Annotated in this window: 15 protein-coding genes; 7 read left to right on the top strand and 8 right to left on the bottom strand. The window is 45.0% G+C overall.

What is annotated here, in order from left to right; translation table 11 throughout:
- Positions 1 to 329: 329 nt before the first annotated feature.
- Positions 330 to 1,244, bottom strand: coding sequence for a DUF2971 domain-containing protein (locus FQV26_RS15945; protein WP_146558695.1), 915 nt, complete (start codon positions 1,242 to 1,244; stop codon positions 330 to 332).
- 245 nt (positions 1,245 to 1,489) lie between these two features.
- On the opposite strand from FQV26_RS15945, the gene FQV26_RS15950 reads away from it, so the two are divergent.
- Positions 1,490 to 1,864, top strand: coding sequence for a CidA/LrgA family protein (locus tag FQV26_RS15950; RefSeq protein WP_146558696.1), 375 nt, complete (start codon positions 1,490 to 1,492; stop codon positions 1,862 to 1,864).
- 2 nt (positions 1,865 to 1,866) lie between these two features.
- Complete coding sequence (locus FQV26_RS15955; RefSeq protein WP_146558697.1) at positions 1,867 to 2,559, top strand: LrgB family protein; 693 nt, start codon at positions 1,867 to 1,869, stop codon at positions 2,557 to 2,559.
- A 69-nt stretch (positions 2,560 to 2,628) separates the two neighbouring features.
- On the opposite strand, the gene FQV26_RS15960 is transcribed toward FQV26_RS15955, so the two are convergent.
- From FQV26_RS15960 to FQV26_RS15970, 3 genes are read right to left on the bottom strand one after another with little or no spacing between them, the layout of a single operon-like run.
- Positions 2,629 to 4,233, bottom strand: coding sequence for an ABC transporter permease (locus tag FQV26_RS15960; protein ID WP_146558698.1), 1,605 nt, complete (start codon positions 4,231 to 4,233; stop codon positions 2,629 to 2,631).
- Positions 4,233 to 5,150, bottom strand: coding sequence for an ABC transporter ATP-binding protein (locus tag FQV26_RS15965; RefSeq protein WP_146558699.1), 918 nt, complete (start codon positions 5,148 to 5,150; stop codon positions 4,233 to 4,235). The genes FQV26_RS15960 and FQV26_RS15965 overlap by 1 nt, the downstream gene beginning before the upstream one ends.
- A gap of 11 nt (positions 5,151 to 5,161) precedes the next feature.
- Positions 5,162 to 5,785: a TetR/AcrR family transcriptional regulator gene (locus FQV26_RS15970; protein WP_146558700.1), complete on the bottom strand. Its 624-nt coding sequence runs from the start codon at positions 5,783 to 5,785 to the stop codon at positions 5,162 to 5,164.
- Between the two features lie 232 nt (positions 5,786 to 6,017).
- On the opposite strand from FQV26_RS15970, the gene FQV26_RS15975 reads away from it, so the two are divergent.
- From FQV26_RS15975 to FQV26_RS15990, 4 genes are all read left to right on the top strand, one after another.
- Entirely contained in the window at positions 6,018 to 6,866 is an 849-nt protein-coding gene (locus FQV26_RS15975) for a transporter substrate-binding domain-containing protein (protein ID WP_146558701.1), read from the top strand.
- Between the two features lie 280 nt (positions 6,867 to 7,146).
- A complete protein-coding gene (gene pxpB / locus FQV26_RS15980) occupies positions 7,147 to 7,845 on the top strand; it encodes a 5-oxoprolinase subunit PxpB (RefSeq protein ID WP_146558702.1) in 699 nt (232 codons plus the stop codon).
- The gene (locus FQV26_RS15985; protein WP_146558703.1) at positions 7,829 to 8,809 is read left to right on the top strand and encodes a 5-oxoprolinase subunit C family protein; all 981 of its coding nucleotides are present in this window, start codon (positions 7,829 to 7,831) and stop codon (positions 8,807 to 8,809) included. The genes pxpB and FQV26_RS15985 overlap by 17 nt, the downstream gene beginning before the upstream one ends.
- A complete protein-coding gene (locus tag FQV26_RS15990; RefSeq protein ID WP_315898448.1) occupies positions 8,806 to 9,576 on the top strand; it encodes a LamB/YcsF family protein in 771 nt (256 codons plus the stop codon). The genes FQV26_RS15985 and FQV26_RS15990 overlap by 4 nt, the downstream gene beginning before the upstream one ends.
- Before the next feature lie 88 nt (positions 9,577 to 9,664).
- On the opposite strand, the gene FQV26_RS15995 is transcribed toward FQV26_RS15990, so the two are convergent.
- From FQV26_RS15995 to FQV26_RS16010, 4 genes are all read right to left on the bottom strand, one after another.
- Positions 9,665 to 10,690 (bottom strand): ABC transporter ATP-binding protein, encoded by a 1,026-nt coding sequence (locus FQV26_RS15995; RefSeq protein WP_146558704.1) that lies wholly within the window; start codon positions 10,688 to 10,690, stop codon positions 9,665 to 9,667.
- Between the two features lie 13 nt (positions 10,691 to 10,703).
- Positions 10,704 to 11,762 carry an oligopeptide ABC transporter permease gene (opp3C, locus tag FQV26_RS16000; protein WP_146558705.1) on the bottom strand — a complete coding sequence of 353 codons (1,059 nt, stop codon included), beginning with the start codon at positions 11,760 to 11,762 and terminating at the stop codon, positions 10,704 to 10,706.
- Positions 11,759 to 12,688 (bottom strand): ABC transporter permease, encoded by a 930-nt coding sequence (locus tag FQV26_RS16005; RefSeq protein WP_146558707.1) that lies wholly within the window; start codon positions 12,686 to 12,688, stop codon positions 11,759 to 11,761. The genes opp3C and FQV26_RS16005 overlap by 4 nt, the downstream gene beginning before the upstream one ends.
- Before the next feature lie 254 nt (positions 12,689 to 12,942).
- On the bottom strand, positions 12,943 to 14,586 hold the full coding sequence (locus FQV26_RS16010) for a peptide ABC transporter substrate-binding protein (RefSeq protein WP_146558709.1): 1,644 nt from the start codon (positions 14,584 to 14,586) through the stop codon (positions 12,943 to 12,945).
- Positions 14,587 to 14,722: 136 nt separating this feature from the next.
- On the opposite strand from FQV26_RS16010, the gene FQV26_RS16015 reads away from it, so the two are divergent.
- Positions 14,723 to 15,094 carry a DUF3899 domain-containing protein gene (locus FQV26_RS16015; RefSeq protein ID WP_146558711.1) on the top strand — a complete coding sequence of 124 codons (372 nt, stop codon included), beginning with the start codon at positions 14,723 to 14,725 and terminating at the stop codon, positions 15,092 to 15,094.
- Positions 15,095 to 15,175 lie beyond the last annotated feature (81 nt).

The following is a 15,175-nucleotide window of genomic DNA, read 5'->3' on the forward strand; positions in this document are numbered from 1 at the left end:
GCAAGCTTTCTAATTCAATAAATTTTTAAATTCTGTTTATTTTATAACACTGGGTTTTAAGGTTATTTTCGCGAAATAGTATATATACTTTTTAACGTATAAAAAACCACACCTTGTCAGCTCTTTTTGTGTGGTTTAAAGCCGTTCGTTGCCTTGTCGCAAGGAGATGAAGTCCATAGGTATCCACGAAAAATGCAGCACTCCTTGCATAGGCTGCGAGATGTCGGGACTCCTGAATCTTTTAACAAGATTGCCTAAAGCCTTTGTTCTTTTTTATTTATTGAGTTGTAGGATTTCTGGATGTACTATACGTCTCCGGTACAATAGCGTTAATACCTAAGAGCTGCAACTGACTTGCTGACTGAAATTTTATCCAAATCATACCCCTTGCTTTTGATGTAATGTTCAACGCCGCTTTTGGCAATATCAATATTATTCTTAGGACCGATGGTAATGTGGCTGATCGGCAGCCTCTCTTCAAACTCCACTTCAATATAAGGAATGATGACCCCATGCCGGGCACGAAACTTCACTTTATCGTCTTCTTTTCCGCCCCCGATTATGGCAATTCGATATTCTTCTTCGCTTTTAAAGCTGGTATCTTTAAAAAAGATTGCACATGATACAATCATGGAAAAGAAATGGTTTGGTAAAGCAGCTGCCACCTGCTCCGCTTCATAACCGCTTACCAATTCAAAGCTATCCAGTAAAAAGTTTGTTAAGACGGCTTCCTGTTCCTGTTTGTTGTAAACAACGAATCCGTGCAGCGCTGCAGAGCTATCTGGATGGGCACTAACCTTTCCAAGAAGATCAGCTGCAGAAAAACCGATATTATATCCGTCCCCTCTTGCATAGTTATACCAAAGTGCCAGCGAATCTTCCGTTTGTGACATTGAAAAAATGTAGACTTCAAAACCGCTTTCTACAATTTCTTTCATAAAATGATCCAATGCCTTCTCCAATTTTTCAGTAAATAGGTTCCATAGCGATACTTTTTCGGGAATGACCATTTTAGATATCACGTTTTTTAAAACGCCTGAGAAATAAACCAGCTCACTGGAGTCGTTCAGAAATGTTCCTTTGCTCATCCATAGACGGTTGGTTTCAATCATGCCCATTAAACTATTCAAGCTCGTGTAATGGTATAAACTGTGACCTGGCTCCTGAACTCTTTTTATTTGTTTGTTAAAGCCACTTATCAAATGATGTTCCAGCTCTTTGGCCAATGTATGGTTGCTGTTCATCTAACTGCGCCCTCTTTCGCTGTCGGAATCTGCGCTTTCCTACTTTCCCGCCGAGTCCGCTTTTGGTTTTCCTATACCCCCTCAGGAGAAATTAAAAATGCTTCTCGCAGATCTTTTTATCATTTTTCTAATACTTGGAGACCAGGACAACTCTTTCTCGCTTTTCAAATAAAATGCTGTAAAATAACTTATCATGGAAAGAACCGGGTTTTCATTTCACAACTAACCGGAAGGTGGCGTTCTCTTTGAAAATTATCTATATTATTCTTCAGCTTCTCGCTATCACCGGTTTTTATCTGTTAGGCGAAGAATTGCAGACCCTTTTTAATATCCCATTGCCAGGAAGCATCATCGGCTTCATTTTGCTGTTTACTGCGCTCATGCTGAAAATCTACCCGCTTGAATGGATTGATTCAGGAGCGCATTTTTTGCTGGCTTTTTTATCTCTTTACTTTATTCCAGCTACTGTCGGTGTTGTTGAATACGGAGAACTTTTTTCCGGCAAGGGCATTTTACTGATTCCGCTCGTTATGGCCAGCACTTTCCTCACTATGGCAGCAGCGGGATGGGTCAGCCAATATACCGCGGAGAAAAGTGCTAAGCGAAAGGAGCGGTCCTAATCATGGCATTCAATACAACAGCCGCTTTTTTTGCGGCACTGACCGTTGTTGTTTATCTGCTGACCAATTTTCTATACTTAAGATACCGAAAGACTTTATTGAATCCGGTACTTGCTTCTACAGCCATCCTCGCCAGCATTTTGGTATTGGGCAACATCCCTTACGACACCTATATGTTAGGTGGCAGCTGGATTGGGACACTCCTCGGTCCGGCAGTTGTCGCCTTAGCCATCCCGCTTTACAAACAAAGAGAATTGCTTTTCACTAATCTGATTCCCATCATTTCAGGTATTGCGACAGGCGTTGTAGTGGGCATGACCAGCGGTATTTTATTTACACAGTTGTTCCGTTTCTCAAATGAGCTGATTCTGACAGTATTGCCAAAATCGTTGACGACACCTGTCGCTATGCAAGTCGCCAGCAATCTTGGCGGCATCCCCTCGCTGGCTGCAGTTTTTGTGATGGTCGCAGGATTTACCGGTTATATCATCGGCCCTCTCCTTCTGAAGTGGCTGCATATCGATTCGCCGATTGGCCGGGGCATCGGCCTCGGCACTTCTGCACATGGCATGGGCACAGCGAAAGCATTTGAATATGGCCAGCAGGAAACTTCCATGAGTTCTGTTGCGATGACCTTGAGCGCAGTACTCGGTGCCTTACTGGGCCCTGTCGCTGCTTGGCTGCTGCTCCTGTAACCTCAACAAAGAACCGCCCCTCCAATCAAACTGGAGAGGCGGTTCTTTCTATTATGGAGCGATACAAATCTACCTTCCAATATCCCTGCGCTTAAAACCAGCCATGCCTGCTGCTATCAAAATAACAGCAACCACAATCAGCATAACAGCATTGAAGTAATTCATTTCTTCGATTGGAATTTCAGATACATAGCCAAATGGCGTCAACCTCCCCACCCACTCAGGAAATTGGAACAAGCCACCGAGATAAATGACGAAGAATGAAAAAGCCAAGTACAACCACACAATGCCGCTTAAATTTGGCGCCCAGCCGAGAAGCAGCACCGCCACGCCGACCATGGCAAGCATCGCTGGCAAATAAGCCATTGCCGCCCCATAAAACATGCCAAGGGAAAGCTGTTCCTCCATCATCGCATTCCCCACCAGGCCAAGTCCCAGTGCCGCCAGGGTCAGCATGACAAAACCGGTCAAGAAGGACATGGCCAAGTAACTGCCCATCACCTGGTTTCTGGAAACAGCACGACTCAGAATATGCTCAAGACGGTCGTTTTTTTCTTCTGTCTTCAATTTCAAAATGGCCATTAAAACTGGAATGGTTCCCAAAATCCCCATGACTGCCATGAGTACTGGAATAAATTGCTCTGTCAGCGAAAATCCTTCTACTTGAGCAATCATTTGCTGCATCAGGTTAATGTCTTTAAAAAATGTTTCCAGATCACCAAGGACCGAACCATAGGAAGCACCAATCAACAGCAACCCGATGGCCCAAGCGATCAACCCGGTTCGCTGAAGCCGGAAGACGAGGCCGACCGGACTCAGAAGCGACCGGGAAGCTCTCTCTTTTCCGGCGCGTGAAGGCAAAAATCCGGAACCGAGGTCACGAATTGAATTAAGATACAAAGCCAGCGCCATCAGCAGCAGCGATCCTGCCAACGTCAATAAGATCGGCCACCAATAATTGTTCACGTAGGCTTCAGATCGCAAAATCCAACCAAGCGGTGAAAACCAGGATAAGGTTTCATTTGTGACATCGCCGATGGCACGAATCATGTAAGCCAACAATAAAATTGTGATCGATAGCCCCAGTGTATTTCTGGCGTTTGGCGACAATTGTGCACACACAGCAGCAATTCCAGCAAAAATCATACCGGTAGCTCCTAAAGCGGCACCATATACGAGCGATCCTTCCAAGTCCACACTTTCAATACCCAATGCGGTCAATGAAAATGCAGTCAGCAATGCTAAAATAATATTGGCAATAGTCAACACTGCTAATATCGACAGCAGGTTCGACAGGCGGCCTACAGGCAATGATCGGACCATCTCGATGCGGCCATCTTCTTCATCTGTACGTGTATGGCGAGTCACTAATAAAATGCTCATCAGCCCTACTACCACAGCTGTCATGAGCAGCATTTCGTGCGCTGTCATGGCTCCGACAGTGTAATTATCCAGGCCATACCCCGGCCCCACCATCGCCGTCATAGCCGGATTGCGCATCGTTTCAGCCACAGCCTGCCGTTCTGCTGCATTCTGATACAAACCTTCAAAAGCCAAAGCAATGATTGCCGAGATAGCTGCGAACGATACGAGCCAAAGCGGCAGACGCAGCCGATCACGGCGCAAGACAAAACGCATCAACGTTCCTGTACCGTCAAAAAGATGTCGGGCCATTATGACTCGCCTCCTGCTCCTGATTCCACCGCTTTGCTGGTTCCCTCATAATGGCGCATAAATAGCTCCTCTAAAGTTGGCGGCGAGCTTTCGATGCGGGTCACTCCGAACTGGCTGATATAACGGATGGCATGATCTACTTCGCTAGCGTCCACCTGGAAAGACAGCGCTGCACCTTTTTGTTGTATGCCGCTGACTCCTTTCAGCCCTTCTAAATTAGGAATCGGCTCTCTCGTTTCCACCAACAGGATTGTTCCCGTCAAATGCCGAAGTTCTTTCAATGTACCTGTCTCTATAATTTTCCCTTCCCGGATAATCGCTACTTTATCGCAGAGTTTTTCGACTTCGGATAAAATATGGCTGGACAGCAGGATGCTCTTCCCTTGTTTTTTTGCATCCAAAACATATTCTTGGAACACTCTTTCCATCAGGGGATCAAGTCCCGAGGTCGGTTCATCCAATATATACAGGTCCACATCGGAAGAAAACGCAGCAATCAACGCTACTTTTTGGCGGTTCCCTTTGGAATAGGTCCGACATTTCTTGGTTGGGTCCAAGTCGAATTTACGGATCAATTCCTGCCGCCGATCCAAATTATTTCCGCCGCGCAGTTTGACGAATAAGTCGATGACTTCGCCGCCTGTAAGATTTGGCCAGAGATTGATGTCTCCCGGAACGTAAGCAACCCGTTTATGGATTTCGACTGCCTCTTTCCAGGCATCTTTGCCGAAAATTTCAGCATGTCCTTCAGAGGCTTTCAGTATCCCGAGAAGAATACGCAGCGTTGTCGACTTGCCCGCGCCGTTCGGTCCGATAAATCCATAGACCTCTCCTTCTCCCACTTCAATATTCACTCCGTCCAACGCCGCAAAATCTCCGAACTTCTTTGTCAGGTCAACCGTTCTCAAAACTGTCATGGATAGCCCTCCTAATTCGTATAAAAGCTTTTCTTGAGAATATCGAGGTATGCATAAAACTCTTCCCAATATGGTTCAAAATCCAGTTCCGTCATTTTCTTCCCTTGCAGCCTTTGCAGGAGATCCTGCTGATACCCATCAACTCCCCAGCGGATTAAATTGAATGCCTTGTCAGCGTCCACATCTTTTCTAAAAAGTGTTTTATCGATGCCTTCATACAACAGTGCATATCCTTGCACCTGCAATTGTTCGTAGCGCTTCTGCAGATGCGGCGGAAGATCCAAATCTTTCGTCAGCATGAACGTTCCCATAAAATTAAAGACATGTTCGTTTTCCAACTGCGCTTTCATCTTGATTTGTGCAGCTCCTTGAAGGCGTTTAATAAAATCAGCCTCTTTTATATCCACTAAACTCAAGTATTCATTGATGATGAAATTCAAACTGTATTCGACCAGGTATTCGTACAGCTCTTTTTTATTTTTAAAATAATAGAACAGCATCCCTTTTCCAATGCCTGCCTGTTTGACGATGCGATTGGTTGATGCTTGCTTGTATCCATTTTCAGCAAATTCCATTAATGCAGAATCAAGGATCTTCTGCTGTTTTTCCAGGTCAAGATTCTCAAACTTCTCCATGCTCATGCCCTCTTTCTGTCTTTAGACCATATCGGTCGACTACAGAATACATCTTTCGACCACAATGGTCAAGGTATTGTATCGAATTATCTGATTTTTTATTTAACTATTTTTATAGAATGGTTGAGTAGCCAATTTACTAAGTTTTGCTTTATTTCAAAATCAAACCATTGCCCTTAAACCTTGTTAATGCTATGTTTTAATTGCCATAATATTATAGGAGGAATAGCAATTGAAAAACTTATTTTTTACTAAAAAAGCTTCCATAGTTGCCGGTCTGGTGATTTTATCGCTTCTGAGTGCCTGTGGAAATAACGAAGATACAGCCTCTGAGGAAACAACGACTGCCTGGGATGAAATTCAGGAAGAAGGCAGCTTAACTGTTGCTACATCAGGTACGCTATTTCCTACATCTTATCGTGAAGAAGGTTCAGACGAGTTAACGGGCTTTGAAGTTGAGGTGGTTCGTGAAATCGGGGAACGTCTTGAGTTGGAAGTGGAATTTACAGAACTTGGTTTTGATGAAATGCTGACTTCTGTCCAAACTGGCCAAGTCGATCTTGCAGCCAACGACATTGAAATTACCGAAGACCGTCAGGAAAATTTCATCTTCTCCACACCGTTCAAGTATTCTTACGGGACTGCAATCGTCCGTTCGGGTGATTTGTCAGGCATCGAGACATTGGAAGACCTGGAAGGCAAAAAAGCAGCGGGTGCATCGACCTCCGTTTATATGGAAACTGCGCGCTCATATGGAGCTGAAGAAGTCGTTTACGATAATGCCACCAACGAAACTTATTTGCGCGACGTTGCCATCGGACGGACGGATGTCATCTTAAATGACTATTATCTCCAGACTTTAGCGATTGCTGCATTCCCAGAACTGGAAATCACCATCCATCCAGATTTGAAATACAGCCCATCCGAAGTTGGAGTCGTCATGAATGAAAATAATGAAGAACTTGCCGAGAACGTCAATCGTGTCATCGAAGAAATGCTGGAAGACGGCACAATCGCCGAAATCTCTGCTGAATTCTTTAACGGCGCCGACGTCACGGAAAAAGTGGATATTAAAGAATAAGACAAAAGAAGCCGCTCTTATTGAGCAGCTTCTTTTTCTTTGCGGCAGTCCGGCAACAAAATTCCCAATTATTTGGATATACTTTCTGCTTCAGTCTAAATACTTTCCGTTTGAGATGAAATACTTTCTGAATGGGCTTAATTACTTTCCAGAACCGGTGAAATACTTTCTGAAGTGGTTAAAGCCATATTTACATGCTGTTCTCTCCTCCTTTCGCAAACTTTATAAAAGCTCTATACTGAATAAAAAGCAAGAATAGTCTGTATATGGAGGCGTGTAGATGAATATTTCTTTTTCGCCGCTCGGTGACCAGGCGATTGTCATTGAGTTTGGCAATGAAATCAATGAGCAAACAGAACAGCAAGTCAGAAAAGTATCTGCCCTGCTCGAAAGCCGGCCGCTGGAATGGATGATTGAATTTATCCCTGCTTTTACAACGGTAAGTATCTTTTATAATCCAATTCTGGCACCATACGATTTAGTGAAAACCCAACTGGCACATCTCTTGACTCAGTTGGGTGAAGTGCCGTCTGTCCATTCCAGAACTATCGAAATACCGGTTTGCTACGGTGATGAATTTGGTCCAGACCTGGAATTTGTGGCGCAGTATAACCAACTAACACCGCGTGAAGTTATTGACATCCATACTGCTGGCACTTATTCGGTCCATATGATCGGTTTTGCGCCCGGGTTTCCCTTTATTGGTGGCATGTCCGAAAAAATTGCCGCACCAAGACGTGAGTCACCCCGTCTTCGAATTCCGGAACGGACAGTTGGTATTGCCGGCATGCAGACCGGCGTTTATCCAATTGAAACGCCGGGAGGCTGGCAATTGATCGGCAGAACTCCACTTCGTCTGTTTCGTCCAGAAAATGATATTCCAAGCCTGCTGTGGGCAGGCGATAAAGTTATTTTTCGAGAAATCTCACAACAAGACTATCATGCATGGGAGGAAGATCCGGATGCTGAAAATCCTTAAAAGCGGTCTGCAGACCACAGTTCAGGACCTGGGCAGGACAGGTTTTCAAAAGTACGGTGTCATTGCCAGTGGCGTCATGGATCCTTTCGCCCATCGTCTGGCCAATTTACTGGTTGGCAATAAAGAACAAGCGGCAACCATCGAAATCACTCTTGTTGGGCCTGTCATTAAATTCACTGAAGATGCGATTATCGCTCTATGCGGCGGTGACTTGAGTCCCCGAATAGATGACAAAGCCGTTGGTATGTGGCGCATGCTCGTCGTAGGTAAAGGTAGCACCTTGACGTTTGGAGAGCCTCGTATGGGTGCCCGGTGCTATCTCTCAATTGCCGGCGGGGTCGACATACCTGAAGTGATGGGCAGCAGATCTACTTATCTGCGCGCAGGAATCGGCGGATTTCAAGGGCGTGCTTTAGAGAAAGGTGACGAGGTTCCTGCTGGCCAAATCAACAAGCAGCAAAAAAAAATAATGCAGAAGAGCACTGAAAACGAGTTTGACTGGCTCTTGCCGCCTGCCCGTTATTTTGAAGAACCGGTAATCCGGATGATGCCAGGGCGCCAATTCGATTTGTTCGATGATAACAGCAGACAACGGATTTTCAATGAGCCATTCACTGTTTCGCCGAATTCAGATCGGATGGGATACCGGCTGGAAGGCACAGGTCTGTTCTTAAAAACCCCAAAAGAATTAATCTCCGAAGCGGTATCCTTCGGTTCTGTCCAAGTTCCTGCAGACGGCAATCCCATTGTCCTGTTGGCAGACCGCCAAACTACAGGCGGCTATCCGAAAATCGGACAGGTGGCGTCTGTCGACCTGCCGTTAATCAGCCAATTAAAGCAAGGCCAGCAGCTGCGCTTTAAGGAGATCTCTTTGGAAGATGCACAGCAGCGTCTGATTGAGCAGGAGCAGGCTATTCGTCAAATGAAAGCGGCAATCCAACTGAAGTGGGAGGAATGGATATGATACATAAAGTGGATTTGAATTGCGATATGGGAGAAAGTTTCGGTGCTTATAGAATGGGCAATGATGAAGAAATTCTTGATTACGTCACATCCGCCAACATCGCTTGCGGCTTCCATGCAGGTGACCCATCCACTATGCGGAAAACCGTCAAATTGGCTCTTGAGAAAAATGTGGGCATCGGGGCTCATCCAGGGCTTCAGGATCTGGTCGGCTTCGGACGGCGCAATATAGCGCTGTCGCCTCAAGAAGCCTATGATTTAACGATATACCAAATCGGCGCTCTGTACGGCTTTGTCAAAGCGGAAGGCGGAAGGCTCCAGCACGTCAAAGCGCACGGTGCCTTATACAACATGGCCGTGAAAAACACAGCACTGTCAGAAGCTATTGCCGAAGCCGTCTACAAAATCGACCCCGAGCTGGTGCTATTCGGACTGTCCGGCAGTGAAATAACAAAAGCCGGTGAAAAAATAGGGCTTCGTACAGCCAACGAAGTATTTTCAGACCGAACATATCAGCGGGATGGGTCGTTGACTCCACGGACAGAAAGCAACGCCTTGATCACCGACCCTGGAATTGCCATCGACCAGGTCATTCGGATGGTCAAGGAAAACAAAGTGGCAACCGTTGAAAATACCGATGTGGATCTCCAAGCAGAAACTATCTGCATTCACGGGGACGGTGTTCACGCACTTGATTTTGCTAGCGAGATTTCAAGATCCTTGAAAGAGGCTGGCATTAATTTGGTTAAGGTAAGCGAGTTTATTTAAAGAAAACATATTTACTAACCGTTATGCATTGTCCGAAAAAAACCAGTAAAGCCTGATTTTAGGCCTTACTGGTTTTTGATGTCTTATTTTAAAAAGAAGACTTGCCTGTTTCTACAAGTTCCGGTGTTTCCGTCGACGTCCGCGGATCCTGCAGCCAACAAGCTACAGAATGTCCGGTTTCCGTTACGATATCGCGCGGTGTATACGTATGGCATACCGCCATTGTATGCGGACACCGCGCCGCAAATGCGCAGCCTTCTCCAAGCGTTGCAAGATTGGGCGGCGAACCGGCAATTGGCAGCAGTGGCTGCGAGCGGTCTTCATTCAGCTTCGGCATGGATTGCAGCAGTCCCAAAGTATAAGGGTGCTGCGGATTATAGAAGATTTCATCCAAAGTTCCCTGCTCCACGATTTTGCCGCCATACATCACAGCCACACGGTCAGCCATATTGGCGACCACACCCAAATCGTGGGTGATCAGAATAATTGCGGTATCTGTTTTCTTTTGCAGGTCTTTCATCAAATCAAGGATCTGTGCTTGGATGGTGACATCCAAAGCAGTTGTCGGTTCATCTGCAATCAGCACCTTCGGGTTGCAGGCAAGCGCCAGTGCGATGACGACACGTTGCCTCATCCCCCCCGAAAATTGATGCGGATAATTGTCGAGCCGCTTTTCCGCTTGTGGAATCCCGACGAGCTTCAGCATATCCAGTGCCCGCTCACGCGCCTGTGCTTTTGTCACCTGTTCGTGCCGTTGAACACCTTCCATGATTTGTTTGCCGACTTTCATCGTCGGATTCAACGAAGTCATGGGGTCTTGGAAGACCATCGAGATTTCTGAGCCCCGCAGATTGGTGACTTGCCTTTTGGACATCTGCAATAAGCTTTCACCGTTATAGACAATGTCGCCTTTGGTCACTTCTGTAGTGGCTGACGGCAACAGCTGCATAATGGATTTTGCAGTCACCGATTTGCCTGAACCCGACTCGCCAACGATAGCCAGCGTTTCTCCTTTTTTCAATTCAAAATTTACGCCCCGCACCGCTGTCAATTTGCCGGTTTGGGTCTTAAACGCTACGTGCAGGTTATCAACTGTCAAAATAGTATCGCTCATGATGGTTCCTCCCCTATTTTCTCATTTTCGGATCTAATGCATCACGCAGTCCATCGCCAAGCAGATTGAAAGAAATCATGATGATGCTGATGACCAAAGCCGGGAAAATCAACTTATATGGGAAATACCGCATTGATTTATAGCCGTCTTCAATCAGCACGCCAAGCGATGCGAGAGGTGCCTGCAAACCGAGACCGATAAAGCTTAAGAATGCTTCAAAGAAAATAGCGGTCGGGATGGTGAACATGACCGTCACGATGATTGGACCCATGACATTTGGCAACAGATGTTTTGAAATCAGCCGCGGGTTCGATGCGCCAAGCGTCCGTGAAGCCAAGACGAATTCCTGCCCTTTTAGCTGAAGCACTTGTCCGCGTACCACACGTGCCATTCCAACCCAGCCGGTAATAACCATCGCCAAAATAATGGACGTGATGCCCGGTTCCAGTACAAGGATGAAGAGGATAATCACAATCAAGTTCGGAATCCCCATGAGGATTTCGATGATTCGCTGCATGACATTATCAATGCGTCCTCCGTAAAAGGATGAAATGCCACCATAAATGACGCCAATCACGAGATCGAGAAAAGCTGCCACTAAAGCGATGAACAAGGAAATTTGTGTCCCTTTCCATACCCGTGTCCAAAGATCACGGCCAAATTCATCTGTTCCAAACCAGTAATTGATTTGCACATCTCTTTCTGCATACTGATTGACTCCCTGCGAATTCTGTCCATTAAATCCAAGCCATTCCAAACCTTCGACTTTCGGCGGCATATTGGAATGTGCCAGATTTTGTTCGCGATATGAAAACTCATTCATACTCGGCCCAATCAATGCCAAAGTAATCAATAAAATGAGCATAATTAATGAAATCATAGCTCCTTTATTTTTAAGAAGACGCTGAAATGCTTCTTTCCAAAACGAAACCGAAGGCGTTCCGATTTCTTCGCTTTTTCGTTGATCCAGAGGCGCTTTTACAAACAAATCTTGTGGTATTTCATCGTAGGCATATTGATTCTGCGCCTGTAAGTCTTGATGCGGGGGAAGTTGCGGTATGTTTTTTGTCATGCTGATTCCCCCTTATAGTTGATGCGTGGATCCAGGAAGCTGTAAATGATATCGACGACAAAGACCACAAAAATGAACAAGGCGCTATAGAAAATAGTGATGCCCATAATCACGCTGTAATCCAAAACAAGAATCGATAATGTAAATTGTTCGCCAAGCCCTGGCACGGCGAATATCTTTTCGATAACCAAAGTTCCAGTCATGATCGATACAGCGAGTGGCCCGAGCATGGTCACAACCGGAATCAGCGCATTGCGGATTACGTGCTTAACGATGACCTGATTTTCTTTCAAACCCTTTGCTCTCGCTGTGATGATATAATCCTGGCCGATCACTTCGAGCATTTCACTGCGGATAAATCTTGCAACTGTAGCCGTCACGGTCACTGACAAAGCAATCGAGGGCAGCAGCGTACTGGAATAGCCTTCCCATAAAGCGACAGGCAGCCATTCCAATTTAACGCCCACATAGTATTGCAGCAATGCTGCGAAGACGAATGACGGAATCGACATTCCTAAGACGGCTAATGTCACTGAACCATAATCCAGAACGGAATTATGCTTCAAGGCGGAAACAATTCCTAATACAAGCCCGATGATTGCTCCAATAACCAACGCCTGCAACCCAATAAATGCTGAAGGGCCGATTCGATCACTGATCATGCTGGTGACGGTCCGTCCCTCATGTTGAAACGAATAACCCAGATCGCCCTGCACCAAGTTCCCAATGTACTGTATGTATTGAATGGCCACAGGCTGATCCAATCCATATTTAGCATTTAAAATAGCCAGCTGGCTGTCGGTCAACTTCTCAGGATTGGTGAACGGTGTACCTGGCAGAAGCTGCATGAGGAAAAAGGTCGCTGTCACAATAATGAAAAGCGTAATGAGCATAAAGCCGATTCGCTGCAATAAATAACGTTTCATGTGAACACCTCAGTTCTGTAGGGTGAATTAATCTTCGTGATGCGAAAAGCGCAAGCGCCCGTGTAGCTCTGATGGGCATAAGACAGACCGGCGAAGCGGCGTTTCTTCAGCCGCACAGCTGGGCTGGCTTATGACTCAAAGAGCTGGGTGCTGGAGTCTGGACAATGCGAAAAGCGCAAGCCCAAGCCATCAAAAATACGAGGGCGTCCGCCAAACGGCTACACCCTCGTATTTGTAAGCTGTAAACCTGTTCTCTATTCTTCGATCGTCACCCATTTATAGGAGAATGAAGCTCCAGTCGGATGCACCAATAGATTTTTAATCTTGCTTCTCTTTAAGACAGCGGCACCTTCTTGGTAAAGCGGCACAATCGCTGCGTCTTCTTCTAACAAGATTTTCTCAATGTCCAACAGCATTTGGTAACGAGCTTCAAGGTCTGTTTCCGTTCTTGCTGCTGCTACCAATTCTTCCAATTCGGCATTTGTGTAATCCATGCGGTTAGCCGATCCGCCTTCAAGCCACATATCCAAGTAAGTCATCGGGTCGCTGTAATCAGGCCCCCATGAAGATAGAGACAAATCATACTCAATCGCTTTTTCAATCTCTAAACGTTGTGCGAAAGGAACGGCTTTGATGTCCAATTTAAATCCTGGAAGATTGTCTTCCAATTGCGCCTGGATGTACTCAGCCACTTTTTTATGGTCTTCAGAATCTGCAATGTTGATGGATACCGTTACGTCTGTTGCTCCTGTTTCCTCTAAGCCTTTTTCCCAAAGCGCTTGAGCTTCTTCAACTGTTCCGGTATTGAAGTCCCCGTTCAAGTCACGGAAATCTTCGCCTGATGGAGATTTAAAGAATCCTTTTGGAACCACACCGTTTAATGCTGTAGAACCGTTCTTCAAAATGACGTCAGTCAGGCTTTCTTTGTCGATCGCCATATTAACTGCCTGGCGAATATTTTTGTTGCCCAGTACCGGATGGTTATGGTTAAAACGCAGGAAGATGATTTCCGGTTCCAGGATTGTTTCAAAATTTGCGTCGTCTTTGTTTTGGTCAACAGCTTCAGAACTCAAAACAATGCGGTCCACTTTATTCGTTTCATACAAGTTGATGCCGGCTGCTGGATCTTTTACCACATAGGCATTGATCGCATCCAACTGAACTGTTTCTGCATCCCAGTAATCTTCGTTCTTTTCATACTTCCAACCTTGTTCATGCGTCCAGTCAGTCAATGTGAATGGTCCGTTAAATAAAATATTCTCTGCTTCCAATGCATATTGGTCGCCTTGTTCTTCAACGAATTTCTGGTTTTGAGGCAAGAAAGTCGGGAATGTCATCAACGACTGGAACAACGGATTCGCTGCTTCCAACGTAACTTCCAATGTTTTTTCATCGATTGCTTTAACACCTAATTCTTCTGCATCCATCTCTTCGTTCATAATCGCTTCAGCATTTTTGATGCCTGCTGTTACGAACATAAAATTATAAGGACTTGCATCTTTCATAACGCGCTTCCAGGCATATTCGAAATCCTGAGCAGTAACTGGATCTCCGTTGCTCCAGTTTGAATCGCGCAACGTGAATGTATGGACGGTTTGATCTTCATTTTCTGTATGTTCCGTTACTAGAGCTTCAATTGGTTCGTGATTTTCATCTTGACGATAAAGACCTTCATTCACATTATTCAAAACCGTGAATGCAATGCCGTCATGTGCTTTGGTGGAATCTAAAGTGGGAATATCCGCTGTGGTAGAAATGTTCAATACTTGCCCAGCTTCTCCTTCTGCTGCTGCATTTTCTTCACTTGAACTTTCGGAAGAATTGAAGTTGCAACCTGATAAGAATAAAACAAATGCAATCATGATCATGAAAATCTGTGTTTTTCTCTTTCTCCCCATTTTCTTACCCCCCAATTTTTTTGATAATTCTTTCTAATCATAATTGTTATTTCAAGAATAGGCAACAAGATGTTTAAATTTTCAAATATATAAATTACATGGTAATCTTTATTTATGAAAAAAAGGGGCGGCATGGATGAATTTCAACAGAATTTTATTTCTAGTTTCACTGGGCAGCTCATTAATTTTGCCTTTCTTCCTATATAGGCATTGGACTGTTGCGACTTGGTTTGACGCTGTATTTTTGGTCGGTCTTTTACTGATCATAGTCTATTTTGTAATGCTTTTAATCGAAGGGCAGTTTTTTTCAGCATTCTTGAAAAGTACTCGAAACTTTTTTGCAAAAGTAAATAAAAAAGATCAGCTGATAAGGGAAAGTGAAAAACGCGCTGTGGAGTCAGTGGAATACCAGCATCATTTTCCAAATCAAAAAGCTTTCTTACAAATCGGTTTGATTTATTGTATCGGGGGCTTGCTGATTTCCTCTGCTTTGTATTACTTGAATTAGAAAAGCATAAAATAAGATTCACGCTAGTTACATGAAAAAATTTCGATACAATAAAGAAACGGCATTGCCTGTAAAAAGGCA

This window comes from Planococcus sp. CPCC 101016 (assembly GCF_007859295.1).
Lineage (GTDB): Bacteria > Bacillota > Bacilli > Bacillales_A > Planococcaceae > Planococcus.